This window comes from Isoptericola dokdonensis DS-3, assembly GCF_001636295.1.
Lineage (GTDB): Bacteria > Actinomycetota > Actinomycetes > Actinomycetales > Cellulomonadaceae > Isoptericola > Isoptericola dokdonensis.
Genome location: NZ_CP014209.1, coordinates 3,594,294 through 3,615,466, shown reverse-complemented (window position 1 = coordinate 3,615,466; position 21,173 = coordinate 3,594,294). Strand labels below are relative to the sequence as shown.

General features: G+C 75.5%; 15 protein-coding genes. 3 read left to right on the top strand and 12 right to left on the bottom strand.

Translation table 11 applies throughout. The features are described 5' to 3' along the window. Positions 1-8: 8 nt before the first annotated feature. Positions 9-1,868: a glycosyltransferase gene (locus I598_RS16480; protein ID WP_068205388.1), complete on the bottom strand. Its 1,860-nt coding sequence runs from the start codon at positions 1,866-1,868 to the stop codon at positions 9-11. A 10-nt stretch (positions 1,869-1,878) separates the two neighbouring features. Next, the gene (locus I598_RS16475) at positions 1,879-3,693 is read right to left on the bottom strand and encodes a glycosyltransferase (protein WP_068204256.1); all 1,815 of its coding nucleotides are present in this window, start codon (positions 3,691-3,693) and stop codon (positions 1,879-1,881) included. 113 nt (positions 3,694-3,806) lie between these two features. On the opposite strand from I598_RS16475, the gene I598_RS16470 reads away from it, so the two are divergent. Next, positions 3,807-5,111: a SpoIID/LytB domain-containing protein gene (locus I598_RS16470; protein WP_068204254.1), complete on the top strand. Its 1,305-nt coding sequence runs from the start codon at positions 3,807-3,809 to the stop codon at positions 5,109-5,111. On the opposite strand, the gene I598_RS16465 is transcribed toward I598_RS16470, so the two are convergent. The 6 genes from I598_RS16465 to I598_RS16440 all read right to left on the bottom strand — a co-directional run bounded on the left by I598_RS16465 (position 5,112) and on the right by I598_RS16440 (position 13,130). Next, positions 5,112-7,202: an acyltransferase family protein gene (locus tag I598_RS16465; RefSeq protein ID WP_198155715.1), complete on the bottom strand. Its 2,091-nt coding sequence runs from the start codon at positions 7,200-7,202 to the stop codon at positions 5,112-5,114. It abuts the gene before it with no gap. Next, positions 7,199-9,562, bottom strand: a complete 2,364-nt coding sequence (locus I598_RS16460) for a glycosyltransferase (RefSeq protein ID WP_068204253.1) — start codon at positions 9,560-9,562, stop codon at positions 7,199-7,201. Before I598_RS16460 ends, I598_RS16465 begins: the two co-directional genes overlap by 4 nt. After that, positions 9,559-10,941, bottom strand: a complete 1,383-nt coding sequence (locus tag I598_RS16455; protein ID WP_157557277.1) for a glycosyltransferase family 29 protein — start codon at positions 10,939-10,941, stop codon at positions 9,559-9,561. The genes I598_RS16460 and I598_RS16455 overlap by 4 nt, the downstream gene beginning before the upstream one ends. A 138-nt stretch (positions 10,942-11,079) precedes the next feature. Beyond that, the gene (locus I598_RS16450; protein WP_068204249.1) at positions 11,080-11,277 is read right to left on the bottom strand and encodes a Trm112 family protein; all 198 of its coding nucleotides are present in this window, start codon (positions 11,275-11,277) and stop codon (positions 11,080-11,082) included. After that, positions 11,274-12,701, bottom strand: coding sequence for a phosphomannomutase/phosphoglucomutase (locus I598_RS16445; RefSeq protein WP_083973644.1), 1,428 nt, complete (start codon positions 12,699-12,701; stop codon positions 11,274-11,276). The genes I598_RS16450 and I598_RS16445 overlap by 4 nt, the downstream gene beginning before the upstream one ends. Positions 12,702-12,767: 66 nt before the next feature. Continuing rightward, positions 12,768-13,130 (bottom strand): DUF3499 domain-containing protein, encoded by a 363-nt coding sequence (locus tag I598_RS16440; protein WP_068204246.1) that lies wholly within the window; start codon positions 13,128-13,130, stop codon positions 12,768-12,770. 67 nt (positions 13,131-13,197) lie between these two features. On the opposite strand from I598_RS16440, the gene I598_RS16435 reads away from it, so the two are divergent. Then, positions 13,198-13,674: a metallopeptidase family protein gene (locus I598_RS16435; RefSeq protein WP_068204244.1), complete on the top strand. Its 477-nt coding sequence runs from the start codon at positions 13,198-13,200 to the stop codon at positions 13,672-13,674. A 4-nt stretch (positions 13,675-13,678) separates the two neighbouring features. On the opposite strand, the gene I598_RS16430 is transcribed toward I598_RS16435, so the two are convergent. From I598_RS16430 to I598_RS16420, 3 genes are read right to left on the bottom strand one after another with little or no spacing between them, the layout of a single operon-like run. Further along, positions 13,679-15,277, bottom strand: coding sequence for a DUF5719 family protein (locus tag I598_RS16430; RefSeq protein ID WP_068204242.1), 1,599 nt, complete (start codon positions 15,275-15,277; stop codon positions 13,679-13,681). Continuing rightward, complete coding sequence (locus I598_RS16425; RefSeq protein WP_198155714.1) at positions 15,274-18,525, bottom strand: glycosyltransferase; 3,252 nt, start codon at positions 18,523-18,525, stop codon at positions 15,274-15,276. The genes I598_RS16430 and I598_RS16425 overlap by 4 nt, the downstream gene beginning before the upstream one ends. A 48-nt stretch (positions 18,526-18,573) precedes the next feature. Further along, positions 18,574-18,912, bottom strand: coding sequence for a WhiB family transcriptional regulator (locus I598_RS16420; RefSeq protein WP_068205386.1), 339 nt, complete (start codon positions 18,910-18,912; stop codon positions 18,574-18,576). A 183-nt stretch (positions 18,913-19,095) separates the two neighbouring features. On the opposite strand from I598_RS16420, the gene I598_RS16415 reads away from it, so the two are divergent. After that, complete coding sequence (locus I598_RS16415) at positions 19,096-19,830, top strand: TIGR03089 family protein (protein WP_232314205.1); 735 nt, start codon at positions 19,096-19,098, stop codon at positions 19,828-19,830. Here I598_RS16415 and I598_RS16410 read toward each other — a convergent pair. Continuing rightward, positions 19,806-21,113: a UDP-glucose dehydrogenase family protein gene (locus tag I598_RS16410; protein ID WP_068204238.1), complete on the bottom strand. Its 1,308-nt coding sequence runs from the start codon at positions 21,111-21,113 to the stop codon at positions 19,806-19,808. The genes I598_RS16415 and I598_RS16410 overlap by 25 nt on opposite strands. Positions 21,114-21,173 lie beyond the last annotated feature (60 nt).

The window sequence follows — 21,173 nt, the reverse complement described above, 5'->3', positions numbered from 1 at the left end:
TCTGGCTCCTAGAGGTCGTCGGGCACGTAGCCGCCGCGGCGGCGGGTGAAGGACTGGTAGCCGGCCCGGCGCAGCCGCTGCGGGACCAGCCGGTAGCCGGCCCGCACCACGACGTTGCGCACCATCTGCGGCGTCGAGACGAAGCCCTCGGAGTGCAGGGTGCGCTGCAGGGCGAGCTCGGAGGCGAGCAGGCGGCGCCCGCCGCGCCGGGCGTACGCTCCCGCGCCCACCCGGTACAGCACGAGCGGTTCGGTGACGTTCTCGGCGTGCGCGCCCGCGGCGATCATCCGGGCGAACAGGAGGTAGTCCTCCATGAGGTCGAGGTGCTCGTACCCGCCCACCGCCGCGACGGCGGACCGCCGGTACACGACCGACGGGTGGTTGAACGGGTCGCGGAACCGCGCCGACTCGGCGATCGCGGCACCCGTCGGCGGGACGCGCACCATGCCGCGCTCGGCCTCGTCGTCCTCGAACTCGCAGATGGCCGAACCGACGAGGTCGAAGCCCGAGGCCACCAGCGGGACCTGGGTGGCGAAGCGCTCCGGCAGGGAGATGTCGTCGGCGTCCGCGCGGGCGACGATCTCGTGGCGGCACGCCGCGAGCCCCTCCTCCAGCGCGCGCGCCAGCCCCAGGTTGTGCGGCAGGCGCACGACCGTCACCGGCACGTCCGTGATCTGGTCCAGCCGGTCGAGCACGGCCGCGATCTCCGCGCCGACGGGGCCGTCCCGCACCACGACGATCTCGTCCGGGCGCAGCGTCTGGTCCTCGCTCACCGAGCGGAACCCGCGCTCCAGGTGGGTCGCGTCGTCGCCGCGGTAGACCGGCAGCAGGACGGAGAACCGGTGGTCGGTGAGCGGCTCGCCCGAGACGAACCGGCCCGGCGCCGCCGCGATCCGGTTGACGTGCACCGGTGCCGGCAGCGCCGCGCCCGCCTCGAGGCGCGCGACCGTCAGGGCGGCGGGGCCGACGCCCGACAGGACCTCCGTGTCGGGGCGGGGGTGCTTGGTCAGACCGTGCCAGAGGCCACGGGTGCCGGCCTTCGCCAGCGTGCCGCGGTCCTGCGAGCGGACGAAGGTGCGCACCCAGCGGCGCACCGTGGAGCCGCCGTAGAGCACCCGCTCGCTGAACGACAGCGCGGGCGAGCGCGAGAACATCCAGATCTTGTTGCGCACCTCGTAGTAGAAGCGCGGTCCGGGGTCGGCGTCCGTCGCGCCCAGCTTCTTCGTGCGGTGCTCGACGACGGAGCCCGGCACGTACAGCCCGACCCGGTCCCGTAGGAGGCGGGTCGAGTACTCGAAGTCGTCGTTCCAGATGAAGTAGTCGGTGACGGGCAGACCCGACCGGCGCACGGCCCGGGCGTCGATCAGCATCGACACGAACGACATCGACCGCACCGGCATCGCGCCCGCGGCGTCGGCCCGCGTGACGTCCGCGGCCGTGGCGCGCGGGTGCCGGCGCGGCGTGTTCATCGGGTGGTCCGAGCCGTCGGTCCACACGACCCGGCTGGCCAGCGCCGTGACCTCGCCGTCGTAGGCGTCGCGGGCGGCGAGCAGCTCGCCCAGCGCCGTCGGGGTGGGGATCGTGTCGTCGTCCATCAGCCAGACCAGGTCCGCCCCGAGGTCCGCGACCCCCGTCGCGAGCCCCACGGCGAAACCGCCGGCGCCGCCCGTGTTGCGAGCCAGCGCCACCACGTGCGGGGCGCTGGGGTGGGTACGCGCGACCTGGAGGGCGTCGTCGGTGGACGCGTTGTCGACGACGACGACACGGTCGACAGGGCGCTTCTGGTCGGCGAGGGCGTCGAGTGCGGCACCGAGCAGCTCGGCCCGGTTGTAGGACACGACGACGGCGACCACTACGGGGGCGGACATCCTGAGCATCCTAGTGGGAGCGATCGGCGCCGAAGGACGCCCGCCAGGTCTCCGGGGAGACCAGCTCCGGCGCCGCCCGGCGCCAGGTGCCCGCGACCGACCGCCAGCGCACCGCCAGCCGGGCGTGCGCGGCCACCGAGGCGGCCGCGAGCCGCCAGAACGTCCGGGCGTCGCGGCGCAGCCACACCCCCGTGGTGCCGGCGGCGTCGAGCACGAGGACGGAGTCGTGCCGCGGGAGCTCCCACCACGGCGCGTCCTGCCGGTCGAGGGTGGCCGCGGGGGCACGCCGGTCCGCCGCCACCACCGGTCGCAGGGTGCGCAGCGCGCCGCGCACGACGAACGCGACGAGGGCGAGCGCCCCGGCCGGCTTGGGGGCGCTCGCCGCGGCCGGTCGCGCGGCGAGGGCCGCGTCGAAGACCGGGTCGCCGGCGGCGTGCCGGACCGTCTCGGGGTGCTTGCGGCCGACGGCCCGGACGGCGCCCACCACCGAGCCGAGCTCGCGGTGCAGGCGCCCCGGGCCGTCCAGCACCTCGTGCAGGGCGCGCACGTGCAGGTCCACCGGGTAGTAGCGCATCGCCAGCAGGAGCTTGAGATCGGTCGCGAGCAGCGCGGCGGGCAGCAGCCGCGGCCCGTCGGCGTGCAGCAGCGCCGTGATCACGCGGTTGCGCACGTGCAGGTACGCCTGCCACTCCACCGAGTCGTCCTTCTCCGTCCAGGCCACGTGCCACAGGCAGAAGCCCGGCAGCGACACCGTCGCCATCCCCGCCGCGGCCGCACGCAGACCGAACTCGGCGTCGTCCCACTTGAGGAACAGCGGCAGGCTCAGGCCCACCTCACGCAGCGCCGACGCCGGGATCAGGCACATCCACCAGCCGTTGAACTCCGACTCCCCGCGACGGTGCAGCCACGGGGTCGCCGTCAGCCCGCCCGCCAGGTCGTGCCACTGCTGGTCCATCGCCGGCGGGCCCCAGTTGAAGGTGCGACGGTGGACGACCTCCGCCCACGAGTTGAGGACGGTCGGACGCGCCAGATCGAGCATGTGCCCGCCGACCACCACGGGGTCCACCGCCGCACGGTGGAACCGCACCGCCCGCAGCATCGACTCGGGCTCCACCTCGACGTCGTCGTCGCAGATGAGCACGGCGTCCGCGCCGGCGTCGAGCACCTCGGCCATGCCCCGGGAGAACCCGCCCGACCCGCCGAGGTTCGCCTGCTCGACCAGGCGCAGCCGCCCCCCGAGCGCCGCGGACACCGCGTCGAAGCCCTCGTGGTCGCGGACCTTCCGCGAGCCCTGGTCGATCACCTGCACGGTGACGTCCGCGGCGGCCAGCTCCGCCGAGCCGGCGAGCACCCCGAGGGTCGCGACGCAGAAGTCCGGCTTGTCCATCGTCGTGATCGACACGACGACCGTCCCGCCGCGGCGCGGGGCCACGTCGACGTCCCACTCCCCCGCCGTCACCACGACGTCGTCGTGCGCCTCGACCTCGGCCCACAACCAGCCGCCGTCGTCCATCCCCGCCAGGTCCGCGACCAGCGGCTCCCCGAGCGCCCCGCTCGCGACCTCGGTCGCGCGGCCGGAGACGTCCGAGCGCAGCAGCCGCACCGTGGCGTCCCCCGACCCCTCGACGACCAGCACCGCCCGCGACGCGCCCGTCCAGCGCGCCCAGTACGCCGCGGGGAAGCCGTTGAGGTACGTGCCCAGACCCTGCACGGCGCCGGCGGGCACCGCGAGCGAGCCGTCCGCGAGCACGCCCGGACCGTCCTCGACGCACAGGGCACGCCGCTCGGGTCGACCGGACAGGATCAGGCGCTGGGCGAGAGGCACGCGCGAGAGCCTACGCGGAGTCGCCCCGGCGCCGGGCGGCACGTCCCGCCGGAGCCAGCGGATGCCGTCCTCTGTTGCCTGAGTCACAGTAGAGGTGAAGGGGGCAAACAACCATGGGACACCTGAGACTCCGGCGGGCCCTCGCGGGCACCGTCGCCCTGCTGGTCGCCGCGACCGGAGGGCTGGCCGTCGCGGCACCCGCCACCGCCGCCGTACCCGACGACTTCACGATCTCCGGATCCGGGTACGGCCACGGCGTGGGCATGAGCCAGTACGGCGCCTACCAGATGGCGCGGGAAGGACGCTCCGCCGTCGGCATCCTCCGGCACTACTACCAGGGCTCGAAGCAGGGATACCGCACGACACCGTCGAGCGTCAGCGTCCAGGTGCACGGACCCGACCCGTACGGGTACTCCGGGTACGGAGACTCCGGCGACACCACGTGGGTGACCGTGCGCGGCGGCGAGTGGCGGGTCCGCGAGCCCGGCAAGGGCACGGTCGCCCAGGGCAGCGGCACCACGACCCTCAAGGTCCGCATCGGGAACGGCGGCAACGTCCGGGTCAAGGTCGCCGGGAAGGTGCACGTCGCCCCGAAGCTGCGCATCCAGTGGTCCGGGACCCGCTACTGGCGACCCGCGGGCCGCACCGCGGTCGCCACGATCAGCGGCACCCACGGCTCGTACAAGAACGGCCGCCTCACCGTCGTCAACCGCCGCGGCGTCCCCAACATCACCAACGACGTGCTCCTCAACACCGAGTACCTGTACGGCATCGCCGAGATGCCGTCGTCGTGGGGCCTGAACGGCGGCGACCGGGCGCTGCGCGCGCAGGCCGTCACCGCCCGCTCGTACGCGATCTCGAAGATGAGCACCAAGTCGGCCTGCAACTGCCACGTCGTCGACGACGTCCGGGACCAGAACTACGCCGGCTGGCGCAAGGAGGCCGAAGGGTCCGGCGGCCGCTACGGCAAGGTGTGGGTCAAGGCGGTCGACGCCACGACCCGCAGCCGCACGAACGCCCGCGTCCTGCAGGTCGGGGGCCGCGCGGTCGCCGCGCACTACTTCTCCTCGAGCGGCGGACGCACCGCGAACTCCGAGGACGTGTGGGCCTCGCGGCTCTCCTACGAGCGCAGCGTCGCCGATCCCGCCAGCCTGCGCGCCCCCGGCAACTCCTACCGGTCCTGGACCCGCACCCTCACCCAGGCGCAGGCCAGGCGGCTCTTCGGGCTCAAGAACGTGCAGTCCGTCAAGGTGACCCGCACCTGGTCCAGCGGTCAGGTGCGCACGCTCACCGCCACCCAGCCCAACGGCACGAAGGCCACGCTGACCGGCAAGGCCGACCAGATGCGCTCCTGGGTCGGGCGCGCCACCACCCGCGGGAGCATGCCCGCGGCGTGGATCACCCGGATCAGCAGCTGATCACCGCTCGGGCACGATGCGCTCACCGAGCACCGTGGTGAGCGACCGCGCGTACGTGTCCGTGAGGTGGTTCGTGTCCCGGTAGACCACGACGTTGCCGATGACGGGCGGGCAGACCTCCGGCCCGCAGAAGTACTCGGTCAGGTCGATCACCTCCGCCCGCGGGGCGAGGAGGGCCGCGTCGTCGACGACGTCGCGGCCCTTCAGGGCCGTGTCGCGGTCCAGGGCGCACCGCCGGGGGTTCTCCGGGTGGGACGTCACGCACCGGACGACAGAGGGGTCCGGCTGCGGGGCGTCCTTGAGCACGAGCACGTCCACGCCCGCGTCCTCCAGGACGTTCCACGTCCGGGCGAACCCGCGCACCCCCGGGCGATCGGGCCCCTCCGTCTCCCGGAACCGCGAGGCGCCGTAGGCGACCGTGAGGACGGCGTCCGGCGGGTCGTCGAGGACGGCGCGCAGCGTCGCCTCGTTCGCGGCGACGCAGTCCGGTCCCTGGTCGATCGTCCGCATCTCCGTGGAGAAGGGGCACGAGTCGCGCAGGTAGGTGTCGACCCGCCAACCGTGCTGCGCGGCGATCGCCAGCACCGGGCTGCCCACCATGCGGGCGTGCGAGTCGCCCACGAGCGCCAGGGTGAACGCGGCGTCCGCGGGTCCGAAGGAGCAGGTGGTGGGCGGGGAGACCGGGCCGTCGCCGCGGGCCGAGCAGGCGTCCTCGTCGAATGCCGACACCTCGTCGTCGACCACGGAGGTGAGGGCGGGTGCGAGGGCCCGGTGCGGTCCCACGAACGTCGGCAGGCCGCCGTCCTGGACGGCCTCGGCCCCGTACCCCGACCCGGGCGCCACCGGCACGGTCACGTCGTCCGCGAGCGCCACCCGGAGGGTCACCACGAGGGACAGCAGCGCGACGACCGCCATCGCGACGACGGCTCGCCGCAACGTCACGCCGTCGGGCAGGCGACGACGACGGAACGGCTGCTCGACGTACCGGTGACTCAGCCGGCCGAGGACGAGCGCGGCGCCGACCATCGCCACGGCCTCGAGAGCGGTCGGCTCGCGCCCCGTCCAGGTGGCGGCGTAGACGACGACCGGGAAGTGCCACAGGTAGACGGAGTAGGAGGTGGCACCCAGCCACTGGACCGGACGGGCGTCGACGAGCCGGTGGAGCGAAAGCGGCCCCGCGGTCCGCCCGGCGACGATCACGGCGCACGTGCCGAGCACCGGCCACAGTGCGTGCGGGCCAGGGAACGGGTCGGCGCCGCTGAGCAGGAACGCGGCGGCGACGATCGTGCCGAGCCCGGCGAGGGCGAGCAGGGCACGCGACGTGGCCCGGCCCGTCGGGCGCGGGGCGAGCGCGAGCAGCCCTCCGATCCCGAGCTCCCACACGCGGGCGGTCGTCGCGAAGTACGCGGCCGGGTCGCCCCCGCCGACCCGGACGGCCGACTCGACGAAGGACGCCACCACGACGAGGCCCAGCACGACGAGCAGCACCCGCCGCACCGGGACGGGGCGGCGCCGTCGAGGACCTCGTGCCGCAAGGGCGCCCGCCGCCACGAACAGCAGCGGCCACACCAGGTAGAACTGTTCCTCCACGGCGAGGGACCAGAAGTGCTGGAACGGCGTGGCCACGTCGTCGGCGGCCAGGTAGTCCACCGACCCGGCGGCGAGGACCCAGTTCTCCACGTACAGCAGCGACGCCCACCCGTGCCGCTGGACGAGCGTCCACTCGCTCGGCGGCAGCACCCAGGTGCAGGTGAGCAGCACCACGGCGATGACGACGAGGCTCGCCGGCAGGATGCGCCGCACGCGGGCCGCCCAGAACGCGGCCAGCGACACCCGCCCGGTGGCGGTGACCTCGCGCAGGAGATGGCCCGAGATGAGGAAGCCGGAGATGACGAAGAAGACGTCGACGCCGACGAACCCGCCCGGCAGAAGGTCGGGGCGTACGTGGTAGACGACCACCAGGCCCACCGCGAGGGCGCGCAGGGCCTGGATCTCCGGCAGGAAGGCCCGCCGCACGGGTGTCGCGCCCGCGGGTGGGGCCGCCACCTCGCCCGTGCGCACGAGCGAGGTGGCGGCCCGGTCCGTCGTCACACCGCTGCCAGCAGCTTGCCGAGCGCCTCGTCGTACCGCGTGCGCAGGTGCTCGCGCGCGACCTCGACGTCCCGGCGGTACCGCACCTGGTCCCCGGCGACGTCCCGCACGAGGTCCGCCAGGCGCTCGGCGAGACCCGGGTCGTCCACGGTGATCCCCCACTCGGTGTGCCCGACGTCCTCGAGGAAGAAGCGCAGCTTGGGGTGCGACACCAGCGAGACGATGGGGGTGCCGACCCCGAACGGGATCATGCCCGCGTGCCCGCGCATGCCCACGACGACGGCCGCGTCGGCGTAGGCCTGGAGCGCGCCGTCGATCCCCCTGCGGTAGAACGCGTCCACCGGGACCCGCAGGCCGTGCGCCGCGTACAGGTCCCACGCGACCCGCTCGTCGCCGACGGTGTGCGCGGCGACCCGCACCTCGACGGCGTCGGCCACCGAGCGGACGAACGTCGCGATCTCGGCGAGGAACACCTCGTAGCCGTCCTTGAAGCGCAGGGAGGAACGGTCGTAGGCGACGTTGAGGTAGGCGACCGGACGGTCGGCGCCGCCAGGGCCGCCCGCACGCACGCGGGCGCCGGGGCCGTGGGACAGCAGACCGAGGAACGTCGTCGGGCACGGCATGTACACGACCTTGTCGGCCAGCTCGGCGGGCAGCATCGACCGCACGCGGTCGATCGAGCCGTGGTTGCGCAGCCCCACGAGCGACGCCGTCTCCACGGTCAGGCGCAGGGACTCCTCGAACCTCGACCCGGTGATCCGCTGGCCGTCGAACAGGTTGTACCCCACCGCGACGAGCGCCAGCGGGACGTCGAGCCGTCGCAGGCTCGCGTCGGGCACGTTCCACTGCCAGCCGCTGTTGCGGTTCGGCATGGTGTCCGGCAGGAACAGCCCGCCGCCGCCGACCAGCAGCGCCGAGGTCGCGTTCGCCCGCTCGACGGCCGCCTCGTCGAAGACCTGGTGCACGTGGAAGCCGGTCCACGACTCCACAGGACGCTGCTCGGCGACGCTCTCGCGGACCGCGACGGGCAGCAGCTCGTCACCGAAGTTTCCCAGCTCGTCGACGTAGAACGCGGCATGGGACAGTCGCAGGCCGCCGTCCGTGAGGGTCGACGCCACCCGGTGGTCCGCCGCACCTCCGGCCAGCCGGCGGGCGAGCGCCCTCGCCCTCGTGTGCGCCGGGTGGCGCACGAGCGCGGCCCGGACGTGCCGCTCGGCGGCCGCCCGGTCCGAGCGCACCCAGGCCGTCTCGGCCAGGAGGTGGTGCCCGTCCGCGCCGTCGCCGTCCACGGCCGCGAGACCCGCCACCGTCACCGCGTCGTCGACCCGTCCGACCGCGCGCAACGACACCGCGTGCAGGATCGCGTCGTCCACGCGGCCCGTCTCGGCCGCGACCAGCCGGCGCAGCGCCAGCGCACCGTCGTGGTCGCCACCGGCCGCCAGCTCGCGTGCCGACGCCAGGACCTGCCGCGTCGTCGGGGTCTCCACGCGGAGCCGCTCGAGGACGACGTCCGGGAGGTCCCTCGCCAGGTCCCGGTACCAGGAGGTCAGCCCCGGGTGCGGCACCCCGCCCGCGGCCTCCAGCTCGTCGGCGGCCTGCAGGAACGTGGCCACGTACGCCGCGTCGCTGATCGCGAACCGGTGCCACGCCTGCTCGATCTCGGCGTAGCCCTGCTCGCCACCGTGCCACGGCTTCCAGCGACCCGTGTAGTGCAGGATCTTCGCGCCCGCCGGAGCCCGGGAGCCCGGGCGCGACGCCCTCTTGACCCAGTTGTAGGCGCGGTCCAGCCGCAGGTAGTCGCCGTCGAGGGCGGCGGTCAGGACGCCCTGGTCGTGCCGTTCGAGCTCGTACTCCCCCGACTCCCCGATGGCGTCGAGGCGGGCCACGAACTCGTCGCTCATGTGCTCGGGGCCGAACACCATCAGGCCGCTGTTGAGCTTGCGCCCCTCGTCCGAGTCGAAGAGCTGCGGGACGGCGGCGAACCCGGCGGGCAGGTCGAACAGGTCGGCGATCGGCTCCACGACCACCATGTCGGTGTCGAGCGTCACCACCTTGTCGTAGCCGCGCAGCCGGAACGCGTCGAGGATGAAGTACGCCTTGGTGAACAGGTAGTTGGAGTCGTCGCCCTTGCGGTACCGCTCGTAGGGTGCGGGGTCCACGCGCACGAAGCGCGCGTCGGGCCGCAGGGCCCGCGTGCGCGCCACCTTGGCGGGATCGAGTCCGTCGTGCAGGACGACGAGGTCCGCGGTGCCGCCCGGGTCGGACAGCTGGAGGCTCTTGAGCAGGGCCACGAAGCCGGGAAAGTAGTTGTCGTCGACGAAGGCCGCGTAGGCCCGTCGTCCGCCGGTCGCGGTCGTCATCGCAGGGAGATCCTTCCCGGGGCGGTGGACACCGTCCGGGCGGCCACCCACTCCCGTTCCACGTCGTAGGAGTGCGCCGTCGCCACCGGCAGGTGCATCGCGTCGGGCCGACGGTGCGGGGCGCCCGAGTGGAAGTTGAAGCCGTAGAGGTCGATGCGCGGGCTCACGTCGAGGTAGTCCAGCACCAGCAGCATGTTGAACCCGCTCGTCGGGACGGTGCAGCGCTCACGCAGCTCGGGCGCCAGCAACGTCCGACGCGGCCATCGCAGCGAGTCGTCCCCCAGGAGGCGCTGCGCACCGGGGCGCACGTGCCGACGCAGGTTGTGCCCCCACGCCGACTGGTCACCGGCGAACACGAGCCGCACGTCCACCGGCACGTCCCAGTTGAAGTCGTGCAGGTGGATCGTGGCGTGCACGTCCGTGCGCTCCCCCGTCCGCACCGGGTCCAGCGCGAAGGAGTTGAAGCGCACGACCACGTCGTGGGAGTCGATCTCGGCACCGTGCTCGTGCTCGAGGAGCTCGGCCGAGTTCGCGACGAGGCAGACGGTCCGACCTGTCAGGTATTCACGCAGGCCCGAGATGTCGACCGTCTCGACATCGACCAGTCCGGGCCTCTCCGCGGAGCTGAACTCGTCGAACGTGGCGTCGAGGACCGGTCGCAGCCCACCCAGCGGACGGTCCGCCACGAGCCCGCGGGCGACTCCCGCGCGGAGCGTCGGGAGGTAGGCCCGCGTCGCCCGCGCGTCGCCGAGGTAGGACCGGCGGAGCTGGGTCGCGAGGGCAGGTGCGAGGTCGACGCCCCGGTCCAGGGCGTCCTCGACGCCGAACCACCCGTCCTCGTCCACCGCCGTCGGAGGTGCCAGCGCGGCCAGCACGGTCGGCACCGCGCCGTCGGGAGACCTCGACCCGGCACGCTCGCGCCACCGGTCCGCGTCCCGGTCGCGGTCACGCACCGCGGCGCGCGCCTCCTTGCGCAGGCCGCGCGCCGGGTCGCTCTTCGGCCGCGCCTCCAGCAGCAGGGTCGCCACCCGGCCGGCGAGGTCGGCGTCGTACCGCACCAGGCGCTCGCCCACGACGCGGAACGCGTCCCAGACGGGCCCGGCACCGCGGTGCCAGGCGGCCCGTCCCAGCGCCACGGCCTCGGAGCGTCCCGGGTCGGCGCGATCGGCGGCCACCGCGGCCTGCAGGTCGACGACGGCGCGGGTCAGCTGCACGTGGGGCCACGCGGCGCTCCCGGAGAGCTCGGACGCGATCGCACTCAGCTCGGCGAGGAGGGCTGCGGCCGTCGCGTTCTCCCGACGGGTCTGCGGCGTCCCGCGCAGCCTCTCGATGGCGGCGAGCCGGAACCGTCTCTTGGCCGCCACGGCGAATTGACTCATGGGGTGGAACTCTCCTCGGTCTTGATCGACTGAGGCATCCTAACTATCGCATGAGCGAATTGAAGGAGAATGTGCTGTTACGAGAGGAATTCATCGCGGCGGCAATATCTATTCATTTGTCGTTCACCTCGCGACGCTTCAGAGCGCCCGCGCCTCGCTCTCCAGCAGGACGGGGATGCCGTCCCGGACGGGGTAGGCCAGCGGGCGCTCGGCGTCGGTGGACCGCAGCTCGGGCTCGCCGTCCGGGCCGGTGGCGTCGACGAGCTCGGCACCGGTGGCGGGGCACCGCAGGACGGACCGGACCCAGGGGTCGATCCAGGGGCTGTTCTCGGTCATGCGTCTTCTCCTCGGACCAGCGACAGCACGTCGTCGCGCAGCTTGGTCATGATGTCGGCGTCGGCGGCCTCGACGTTGAGCCGCAGCAGCGGCTCGGTGTTGGAGGCGCGCAGGTTGAACCACCACTGGGGGTGCTGCCCGTCCCAGTGGGCGACGGTGAGCCCGTCGAGGGTGTCGATCACGGCGTCGGGGTAGGCCGTGGCGTAGGTGTCGCGCACGCGGTCGGTGACGGCGGCGGCGTCCGCGACGGTGGAGTTGATCTCGCCGGAGGCGACGTACGGGGTGTACATCTCGGCGAGCGCGGAGGCGGGGTGCTGCTGCTCGCCGAGCGCGGCGAGCACGTGCAGCGCCGCGAGCATGCCGGTGTCGGCGAACCAGAAGTCGCGGAAGTAGTAGTGGGCGGAGTGCTCGCCCCCGAACACGGCGTCGTGGGCGGCCATCTCGGCCTTGATGAAGGAGTGGCCGACGCGGGTGCGCACGAGCCGCGCATCGGTGGCGCCGAGCAGGTCGGGCACGGCGCGCGAGGTGATGAGGTTGTGGATCACGGTGGCGGTGCGGCCCGCGGCCTGCTCCTTGGTGATCTCCCGCAGCCCGACGAGCGCCGTGACGGCCGACGGGGAGACGGCGGCGCCCTTCTCGTCGACGACGAAGCAGCGGTCGGCGTCGCCGTCGAACGCGAGCCCGAGGTCGGCCTCGTGGGCGACGACGGCGGCCTGCAGGTCGAGGAGGTTCGCGGGCTCCAGCGGGTTGGCCTCGTGGTTCGGGAACGTCCCGTCGAGCTCGAAGTAGAGCGGCACGATCTCGAGCGGCAGGGCGGGCAGCCCGGCGGCGGTGCCGAGCACGGCGGGCGCGGTGAGGCCGGCCATGCCGTTGCCGGCGTCGACGACCACCTTCAGGGGGCGGACGCCGGTCAGGTCGACCAGGCCGCGCAGGAACCCTGCGTACTCGGCGAGCAGGTCGCGCGCCTCGATCGCGCCGGGCGCGTCCGCGGGCGCGGAGGGCGCGCCGTCGAGGATCTGTTCGGCGAGCCGACGCACGTCGGCCAGGCCGGTGTCCTGCCCGACGGGGCGCGCGCCGGCGCGGCACAGCTTGATCCCGTTGTAGACGGCCGGGTTGTGCGACGCGGTGAACATGGCGCCGGGGGCGTCGAGGTGCCCGGACGCGAAGTAGAGCCCGTCGGTGGAGCACAGCCCGACGTTGACCACGTCGACGCCGGTGCCGCGGACGCCGTCGGCGAACGCGGCGACGAGCCCGGGGCCGGAGTCGCGCATGTCCCGTCCGACGACGACCCGGTGGGCGCCCTCGGGGAGCACGACCACGCGGGCGTACGCCTCGCCGAGAGCGCGAGCGACCTCCGGGGAGAGCTGGTCGGGGACGGTGCCCCGCACGTCGTAGGCCTTGACGAGGCCGGTCAGGTCGGTCACGGTGCCCACCCTACGGCGCGTCGACGACGACGTCGGGTCGTGAGCCCGGACCTCACCCGCGCAGGGTCAGTCGGAGTCGCCCCGCAGCACCCGCAGGTGCCCGCGTCGTGCGGTCTCGGTGACGCCGTCGGGCTCGGGTGCGGGCGCGGGGCGTCCGCCGCGGCCGGCCTCGCGAACGGCCTCGGCCAGCGCGGACAGGTCGTCCTTGGACGGCGACGGGGTGTCGAACTCCGGCTGGAGCCGGACGACCTCCCAGCCGCGGGGCGCGGTGAGGCGTCCCGCGTGGACGGAGCACAGGTCGTAGCTGTGCGGCTCGGCCCGTTGCGCCAGAGGGCCGAGCACCGCGGTGGAGTCCGCGTAGACGTAGGTGAGCGTCGCGACGGCTGCCTGGGTGCATGCCGTGCGCGAGCACTGGCGGACGGATCTCACGCGGGGAGGATACGCCGCCGGGACGGTGCCGTGCTCACCGGCGCGCCGCGCTGGTTACGCTCGGTCCATGACGAGCGACGAGCCGGACGCGCCGACCGGTCCCCTGGTCCCGCTCGGCGGGGGTCTGCCGCCACGGGGGTCGCGACGCCGGGACCGCCACGGACGGGGCCTGCGCGGCCCGCTGCTGCCGCCGGGCGCCCCCGCCCACCGGACGCGCGCGCAGCGCTTCGACGACGCCGTGCTGGCGGCCGTGGACCGTCTCGAGCGGCGGTGGCCCGCGGTGGGCGGCGTCGAGTTCGCCGTCGAGGACGTGCCGCCGTCGGACCCGGCGCCGTGGGAGACCGGGGGCGTCGCCCTCGGTCGTCTCTTCCCCGCGGAGGCGGGCCAGCCGGCGCGGATCGTCGTGTACCGCCGCCCGGTGGAGACCCGGGCGCTGGACGCCGACGACCGGGACGAGCTCGTCCACGACGTCGTCGTGGAGCAGGTGGCGCACCTGCTGGCCCGGACGCCGGAGGAGATCGACCCGGACTTCCGGGACCGCTGAGACGTCAGGGCACGTCGACGCGGCGCACGGCGACCTCGCCCGCGACGCCGCCGGACGACGTGGGCTGGAGGGTCGCCACGAGCGTGCCGGGCGTGCCGGTGCCGTCGGACGCGGTGAGCCGCACGGACCAGGTGACCGACCCGGCGTCCGAGGCCGGGGCGTCCACCGCGACCGCGGCGACCGCACCCAGGTCAGCGGCGGGCACCTCGACGGTCCCGCCGACGGGCACGGAGACCTGCTGCTCCCCGGCGACCGCCCCGGCGGCGTCGAACCCGCGCACGGTCACCTCGACCTCGCCGGCCGGGGTGGCGTCGCCGCGTGTCGCCGGGACCCCCGCGAGCACGACGGTCGCGGCGGTGCCGTCGGGCAGCGCGACCTGGCCGGTGGCGGCCGCGTCGGTCGCGGGGACGCCGAGCCCCGGGCTCCAGGCGACGTCGTAGGGGGTGCCGTCGACGACGGCGTCCTCGCCGAGCGTCCCCGGGACGGCCGCGTGCGCGGCGGCCACGACGGGTACCTCGGCGTCGACCACCACGGCGTACGTGCCCGCGGCGAGCCCGCCGAGCGGCACCGCGGTCACGGCGCCCGCGACGAGGTCGGTGCTCTCGGCCCCGCGCAGCGTGACGCGACCGTCCGGGCCGTAGACGTGCACGTCGGCCCGGCCGCCCTCGGCGGGCGCGAGCAGCCAGAGCTCGGCGGCCCGCGGGTCCCCCGGCTCCTCGCCGCGGGAGACGACACCGGTGACGACGGCCGTGGTGCCGGGGGCCGCCCCGGCGCTCACGACGTCCGTGCCGGCGGGGACGAGCCCGTCGATCCCCTGCGTCTGCAGCGACGCCGTCACCCGTGCGCCGGTCGCCTGGACGTGCACGGCGAGGCGCTCCTGCTCGGGGGCGAGGGAGTCCAGCCGGACCACGGACTCGGCGCCGGGCTCCAGCGTGAGGGTCGCGCTGCCGCCCACGGGGACGGGTCCCTGCGGGCCGAAGACCTCCAGGTGCACGCTGGCGGCGCCCGCGCTGGGGTTCTGGACCGCCAGCAGCGCGCTGGAGCCCGTGGCGCTGTCGCCGCCGACGAGCCACCGGTCGGTGGCCGGGGCGCCGCACGACGCGGCGGCCAGACCGCGCAGGTCCCCGGCGGTGGTGACCGACGCGGCCGACGCGGCCGCCCGGAGGCGCTCGTCGGGTGCCGGGTCGACGGTGAGGACCCGCCCGCCGTCGCCGGACGTGCCGACGGCCGCGTCCGTCCCCGCGGCCAGGGGCGCCGCCGCCCCGCCGTCCAGGGCGGTGAGCGCCGGGTCGTCCCCCGGGCCGAGCACGGTCGCGCGCACGGTGGTCGTGGTCGCGACGGGCGTCGCGGCGAACTGGTCGTCCCCGACGTCGGCGCCGTCGGGCAGCGCCGCCGGGGGCGGGCAGACGAGGCTCACGGGCGCGGGGTCCACGGCGACCTGCCGGGTCCCGGCGTCCAGGGCCACCGCCTCGGCGCCGGTCCAGCGCTCCACCCCGGCGTGCCCGACGGTGGCGACCGCCGCGAGCGCACCGACGACGGCGACCCCGCTGACGGCGCGCAGCGCGACCCGGGTCGCGGGTGTCCGCCGCCGTGCCGGGCTCATCGTGTCCTCCGGCGGCCGACGGGCAGGGCGAGCAGGGCGACGACGACGAGCACGAGCGCCGTCAGGGCCAGCCACGGCGGCCGGGACGGGGCCGCGTGCTCGACGACGAGGTACCCGTCGGTCCCGCCGAGGTCGAACGCCTGGCGCCCGTCCACGTCGAGCGCGGTCAGGCGGCGTCCGTCGAGGGTGGCGCGCCAGCCCTCGCCGGCGGTCTCGGCGAGCACGAGCGTCCGGTCGGGCTCGCCGACCCCGACGCGGGTCGCCACGCCGCGGCCGTCGGAGGCCAGCACCTCGACGGGGCGGCCCGGATCGGCGTCGGGGGCGTCCAGCACGGTGGCCCAGCCGGGGCCGGGGTCGGCGTCGCCGACCCGCCACAGCAGCACCCCGCCCTCGGTGACCCGGTGCAGCCCGGGCACGAGGTCGAGGGAGGTCACGAGGTCTCGGTCCCCCGCGGCGGGCACCTGGACGGCACCCACGCCGAGCGCCGTGAGCTGCTCGGCGAGGTCGGGGCTGCGCCCGGCGGACACCTGGGCGACGAGGGTGTCGAGCGCGGCGACGTCGGTGCGCTCCGGTCCCGGTGCGAGCCCGGCGGTCCGGGCGCGCACCACGGTCGAGGAGTCGAGCAGGCTCGTCCCGTCGGCGTGCAGCACCGCGTACTCCACGACGCCGCCCTCCCGGTCGAGCTGGAGGACCCGCGCCGCGCGCGGCGCGGCCTGGAGCTGGCGGCCGACCGCGGGGACGGCGTGCTCGCCGGTCGCGGTGAGCGACCCCACGGCGTCGGGCGCCACGTCGTCGGTCCACCACACGGCGAGCCCGCCGACGGGCAGGGCGAGCGCGAGCGCGGCGAGGACGCCGACGCCGACGCGTCGCGCGGGGTGGCGCCCCGGGCGGGGCACCCCGGACAGCGCGGCACAGCCCAGTCCCAGCAGCAGGACGGAAAGGCCTGCTCCCGGCCAGCCGTGCACCACGGCCGCGGTGCCGTCGTCGGTGGACCCGGAGGCGACGGCCGTGCCGACGCCGGTCAGGGCGACGACCAGCCCGACCGCGGCGAGGAGGAACCCGCCGCGCACGGCGGCGGCGTGCCGGGCGCCGACGAGCGCGGCGACGGCGAGGACCAGGACGGCCCCGCCGAGGAGCCAGGGGCCGACGGCGGCCACCGGGCCGGGCAGGCCCGTGCCTGTGAGCCAACCGGTCGGCGGGGCGGGCTGTCCGAGCAGCAGCGTGAGGCCGTCGGGGGCCGCGGACGGCAGCGGCACGCCCGGCTCGGCGAGCAGCGCCCGCCAGCCGCCGTCGGACCAGGTCGCCACAGCGTGCCACCAGAACGGCAGCCCGACGACGACGGCGGGGGCGAGGACGAGTGCGAGCCTCCGCCACGAGCGGCGGGCGACGACCAGCACCCCGGCGAACGTCAGGACGGCGGCCGGGAGCAGGACGGGGGCGCCGCACACCGCGACGGCGAGGAGCAGCCCCGCGGCCGCCGCGGCGCCGAGGGATCCGCTGCGAAAGCGGGCGGGCCCGACGCCGTCGCGCGCCTGCGTGCCCAGCGCGCGGATGGTCGCGACGAGCACCCAGGGCAGGGCGAGGTGCGCGACCACCGCGCCGAGGCGACCGGACGACAGCGAGGCGAGGAAGCCCGGCGTCGCCGTCCACACCAGGGCTGCGGCGGCGCGCGCCCACACGGACCGGGTGACGACCCCGGCGCCGAACCAGCCGGCGAGCGCCGCGAGGGGCAGCGCCGCCACGACGAGGAGGTTGACGGCGGTCTGCACCGAGCCCCCGGCGAGCACGCCGAGCGCCGTGAGGACGGCGAGCAGCGGGTCGGCGGGCGCGCCCGTGCCGAGGGCGTCCCGCACCCACCCGGACGTGGCGGCGGCGAAGGCGTCCCCGATCGATCCCGGCGCGGGCAGCAGCGCCCCGCCCGTGATGCGTCCGCCGTCGACGAGGGTGCCCTGCCACGGCGCGAACACGGCGGCGGCGAGCAGCGTCACGGGCACCAGGACGAGCGCGAGCGCTGTGCGGCGCCGACGGGCGAGCCGGCGCAGCTCCGCGCGCTCCAGGTCGGTGGGTCCGCGGCGGACGCGGTGCGCCTCCGCGCGGGTGAGGCGGGCGTCGCGCCGCTCCGCGGCGACGCGGCGCCAGCTCGCGCGCAGGGGTCGCAGCACGCGGCGCGGCTGGGTGCGGGTCGCGGCCGCACGACGCCTGCCCCGCACGAGCGGGACGACCCGCAGCACCGTCACCAGCGGCGCGAGCAGCTCGTCACGGGCCCGGGCCGGGCGCTTGAGCGCGAGCCGGTAGGCGGCGGCGAACGGCGCCCAGACGACCATGGCCACCATCGCGACCGGCACGAGAGGCAGCGGGACCCCGGCGAGGCGGGCGTGGAGCTGGCTGCGGCGGCGGGCGTAGGCCGACGCGCCGAGCCCCGCGCCGCGGCCGCGCAGGCCCCGCAGCGACGCCTGCGCGTGGTGCACGACGGCGGCCGGCACGACCACCACGCGGTGGCCCGCGAGCCGCGCCCGGCGGCACAGGTCGAGGCTGTCGCCGTAGCGTCCGGCCTCGGGGTCGGGGCCGCCGAGGTGCTCCCAGACGCTGCGGCGCACGAGCGCCCCCGCCAGGCCGACGGCGAGCCAGTCCTCCCGGGCGTCGTGCTGTCCCTGGTCGATCTCCGTGTCGTCGATGCCCGTCATCCGCCGTCCCAGCGGCGAGACGGTGAAGCCGACCTCCACGAGGACCCCGGGGCGCGAGCGGTCGGGCACCGCCGGGTGCCCGGACTCGTCGACGTCCCACCGGACCTGCTTGGGGCCGGCGACGGCCACGGCGGCGGAGTGCTCCACCGCTCGCAGCAGGTGCGAGAGGGCGTCCGGCGCGGGGGCGGAGTCGTCGTGCAGGACCCAGATCCAGTCGGCGTCGCCCAGCGCGCCTGCGGAGAGCGCACGGTTGACGGCGTCGCCGAGCGTGCGGGAGCCGGAGGCGCCGACGAACCGGTGGCCGCCCAGGCTGAGGTCGGCGTGCCCCGCGGTCGAGGGGGCGGCGTCCACGTCGATCACGACGACGTCGTCGGGGGCGTGGACCTGCGCGGCCAGCGCCTCGAGCGTGGCGGGCAGGTAGGCGGTGCGCCCCTGCGTCACGACGACGGCGGCGACCGCGACGGCCGCACGGGGCGGGCGGCCGTCGGTCAGCGCGGCCTGCGGGGTCGCGCCGTGCGGTGCGGCCCCGTCGGCATGCGTCCGGGTCAGGTGCGGTGCAGTCATCCTGCCCGCCATGATGCGTGCCGCGGACGCCCGGTGGTGGGACCTGCGTCAGACGGCGCGCCGCTTGAGCTTGCGGCGCTCGCGCTCCGACAGCCCGCCCCAGATCCCGAAGCGCTCGTCGTGCGCGAGGGCGTAGTCCAGGCACTCGGCCTTGACCTCGCAGGATGCGCAGACCTTCTTGGCCTCGCGCGTGGACCCGCCCTTCTCCGGGAAGAAGGCCTCCGGGTCGGTCTGGGCGCACAGGGCTCGCTCCTGCCACCCGAGCAGCGTGTCGTCGTCCTCGACGACCGCCTGGCCGAACAGCGGCAGGACGGGCGCGACGCGCTCCGGCTCGCTGCCGACGTCAGACGGGAAGACCCCCTGGTCCCCGTCGAACAAGTTCCACATGGCGTGCCCCTCCATGCCGTCCGTTGGGTAACTGCATACCTGGAATTACACGCGTGTCTTTCAAGGTCGTCAAGCCGAAATGTGCTAGGTCACCCACCTGCACGACCTGTTCACAACCACCTGAGGTGATCTTGAGGTCCGACCACGGGACATCCGCCCTGGTCGGACCCGTAGGGTTGGCCGGTGACCTCCGTGCCCGCCACCGTGCCCGCCCTGCTCGACCGACTCGCCGCCGCGGGCGGGCGTCCCGCCCTCACCTGGTACGGGGACGACGGCGAGCGGGTCGAGCTGTCGGGCGCCGTGGTGGTCAACTGGGTCGCCAAGACCGTCAACCTGCTCGTCGAGGAGTTCGACGCGGGACCGGGCACCGACGTCGTCGTCGACCTGCCCGTCGGCTGGCGCCAGACCGTGTGGGCCCTCGCCGCCGCGCGCTGCGGGGCCACGCTCACGCTCGTCGACCCGACGACGGACGCCCCCGGCCACGACGCCGACGTCGTCGTGACCTCCCGGCCCGACCGGTGGAACGGGACGACCGCCGAGGTCGTCGCGGTGACGCTCGCCGCCCTGGCCCGCCGCTTCGACGGCGACCTGCCCCCGGGCGCGGTCGACGCCGCGGCCGCGGTCATGACCTACGGGGACGTCATCGGCTTCGACCCCGCGCCCGGCGCCGCCGCGCCCCTCGCCCCGCTGGTCGGCGAGGTGCCGCAGGACCCGGCCGGGCGCGAGCTCGTCCACGGCGCCCGACCGGTCGCGGACGTCCTGGCGACGTGCGTCGGCGTGTGGGCCCGGGGCGGGTCCGTCGTGCTCCTGTCGGCCGCGACCACCGCCGCCCTCGACACCGACGCCGCGCGCCGCGACCGCCTGGTCGCGGCCGAGCGCGTCACCGGCGACGCTCAGGACCTGCCGAGCGCCCGGTAGGTCCAGCCTGCCGACTCCCAGGCGGCGCGGTCCAGGGCGTTGCGCCCGTCGAGCACCGCGCGGCGCGCCACCAGGCGCCCCACCTGCTCCGGGTCGAGCTCGCGGTACTGCCGCCACTCGGTGAGCACCAGCACCGCCTCCGCCCCGTCCAGCGCCTCGGTGACGTCGTGCGTGTAGGTCAGCTGCGGGGCCCGGGCCCGCGCCGTGCCGACCGCCTGCGGGTCCGTGACGACGACCAGCGCCCCGGCGGCCGCGAGGCGCTCCGCCACGTCGAGCGCGGGAGAGTCCCGCACGTCGTCGCTCTCCGGCTTGAACGCGGCGCCGAGCACGGCGACACGGCGCCCCGCGAGGTCCCCGCCCACGACCTCCGCCGCGAGCTCCACCGTGCGCCGGCGGCGGCGGTTGTTGATGCCGTCGACCTCCGCGAGGAACGCCACCGCCTCCCCCGCGCCGAGCTCGTCCGCCCGCGCCATGAAGGCCCGGATGTCCTTCGGCAGGCAGCCACCGCCGAACCCGAGGCCCGCGTTGAGGAACCGGCGGCCGATCCGGACGTCGTGCCCGATGGCGTCGGCGAGCTGGGTCACGTCGCCGCCCGCGACCTCGCACAGCTCGGCCATCGCGTTGATGAAGGAGATCTTGGTGGCGAGGAACGAGTTCGCCGCCACCTTCACCAGCTCGGCCGTCGGGAGGTCGGTGACGATCCGCGGCACGCCGTCCGCGAGCGGCGCCGCGTACACCTCGTCGAGGACGGCGGCGGCCCGCTGACCCGCCGCGCCCGCCGGGACGCCGTAGACGATCCGGTCCGGGTGCAGGGTGTCGTCCACCGCGTGCCCCTCGCGCAGGAACTCCGGGTTCCACACGAGCGTGGCGCCGACGGCCTCGACCTGCTCCGCCAGCCGCGCCGCCGTCCCCACCGGGACGGTCGACTTGCCCACGACGACGTCGCCCGGCGCCAGGTGCGGCACCAGCGACGCCACCGCCGCGTCGACGAACCGCAGGTCGGCGGCCAGGGAGTCGGCGCGCTGCGGGGTGCCCACGCACACGAAGTGCACGGCACAGCCCGCCACCGCCGACGGGTCCGCGGCCACCGCGAGCCGCCCCGACGCCTGGACCCGCGTCAACAGCTCGTCGAAGCCCGGCTCGTAGAAGGGCGCCTTGCCGAGCGCCAGGGCCTCGACCTTCGCCGGGTCGACCTCGACCCCCACGACGTCGTGGCCGAGGCTCGCCATGCTCGTGGCGTGCACGGCGCCGAGATAGCCCAGACCCACCACGGAGATGCGCATGCCGCGAGTCTAGGGCGGCCCCTCGGCCCGGCGGCCGGTGGCTGCGGGTGACTGGTGGGT